This is a genomic window from Halomonas sp. 3D7M (assembly GCF_014897885.1).
Taxonomy (GTDB): domain Bacteria; phylum Pseudomonadota; class Gammaproteobacteria; order Pseudomonadales; family Halomonadaceae; genus Vreelandella.
In genome coordinates this window covers 1-1786 of sequence record NZ_JABUZF010000209.1, presented here as the reverse complement: position 1 = coordinate 1786, position 1786 = coordinate 1, and the positions used below count along the sequence as shown (strand labels likewise).

Sequence of the window (1786 nt, the reverse complement as noted above, 5' to 3'; positions counted from 1 at the left end):
GCGGCCGCAACGCTGCGGGCGGTATCCGCATCAATCGTCGAGCAGTCAATCACTAGAGCGCTCTTTTTGATGACATCAAACAGCGGCTCGTCGCCATCCACATACAGCCCACGTACATGCTTGCCTGCGGGGAGCATGGAAATAATAAAGTCTGCATCGGTGGCCGCTGCTTTTGCAGAGACTGCTACTTCACAGCCTTGGGATTTAGCCGTTTCCAAGGCTTGTTCAGAAAGGTCGAACGCGCGAACGTTAAAGCCCGCTTTCGCCAAGTTGGCCGCCATGGGGCCACCCATATTACCTAAACCGATAAACGCGACAGTGGTCATCTTTATTGTCCTTATTCGAAAATTGACGGTGAATTGGGTTGGGGAAATGGTTTGAAGAAATAGCTTAGTGAAGATCCGCCAGAGGGCTCGTTTGCCACGGCGAAGCCAGCAGCTCATCGATAAAAGTTTGTTCGACGGACGCGACATCTGGGTATTTCCAGGCAGGCTTACCGTCTTTATCGACCAACAGCGCACGTACGCCTTCGGGGAATTCCTGATGACGGCAACACTGCACTGAAAGTGCCAGCTCAAACTGAAACACCTCAGCCAACGACATATGCTTGGCGCGCTTTAGCTGCTCATCAATCAGTTTCACTGATACGGGGCTGCCGTGGGAAAGCGTTTTCTGCGCTTTGCTGAACCATTTGTCATCACTACGAACCGCCAGCACGGCATCCACGGTTTGCTCAACCGTATCATGATCCATTAGCTCACGAATCAAGGCAGCGGATTTTTGAACCGGCGATTCCAGCTCGGCAAATACCTCTTGAGAGGCTTGTTCAAATTCGCGCAGCACGCGATTGACGACACCATGGGCGTCAGTTTGCTTTCCTTCTCCCCAGGTGGCATCCATCAGTTTTTGCGTCAGGTCCGCGCGGTAATGGCTAGCAATCGCACGATCGGCAAGGCCGAGATGAACGGCATCTGGGGCGTTTATTTGGCTGCCGGTCATGGCTAGAAAGCGTCCAGTACCATTTGGCAGGCGGTTTAAAAACCAGCTAGCGCCAACGTCCGGGTAAAGGCCAATCGTCACTTCTGGCATCGCCAGCCGAGAGGTTTCTGTCACAATTCGGTGGCTGCTACCGCTGAGCAGCCCCATTCCCCCCCCCATTACAATACCGCTGCCCCAGCAAATAACCGGTTTGGGATAGGTGTGAAGCAGGTAGTCCAGGCGGTACTCGTGTTCAAAGAAGCGCTCAGGAAAGTCTGGTTCGCCGTCACCTTTAATCGCTTTATACAGATTGACGACATCGCCCCCTGCGCAAAACGCTTTTTCACCGGCGCTGTCCAGCAGAACCGCGACAACTCGCTCGTCGGTTTGCCACGCTTTCAAGCGCGGCAGGATCTCTTCAATCATTTCTAACGTCAGGGCATTCAGCGAACGCTCGGCGTTAAGGGTGATCTCGCCGATAATATGGCCATCTTGGGTGGCGTGTTCAGCAAACAGTACGCTACTCATTCCATTGTCCTTGTGGTGGTTGGCTACAGCTCAGAGGCACCATCAGAGAGCACGCGGCGGGAAATAATCAGCCGCATGATTTCGTTGGTTCCTTCCAAAATACGATGTACACGGGAGTCACGTACATAGCGCTCCATTGGATACTCTTTAATGTAGCCGTTGCCACCATAGAGCTGCAGCGCTTCATCACACACTTTGAAGCCGACGTCAGTCGCAAAGCGCTTAGCCATCGCACAGTAGGTAGTCGCATCGGGGTGACCAGCATCCAGCTTAGTGGCTG

Annotated in this window: 3 protein-coding genes; all 3 read right to left on the bottom strand. The window is 53.4% G+C overall.

From position 1 onward, the window contains the following. Positions 1–326: NAD(P)-binding domain-containing protein (locus INT22_RS11870; protein ID WP_193068272.1), on the bottom strand; the 326-nt coding region annotated here is incomplete at its 3' end. 64 nt (positions 327–390) lie between these two features. Continuing rightward, positions 391–1506: an enoyl-CoA hydratase/isomerase family protein gene (locus INT22_RS11865; RefSeq protein WP_193068271.1), complete on the bottom strand. Its 1116-nt coding sequence runs from the start codon at positions 1504–1506 to the stop codon at positions 391–393. 23 nt (positions 1507–1529) lie between these two features. After that, positions 1530–1786, bottom strand: a 257-nt coding sequence (locus INT22_RS11860) for an acyl-CoA dehydrogenase family protein (protein ID WP_264298841.1), incomplete at its 5' end; no start/stop codon positions are given.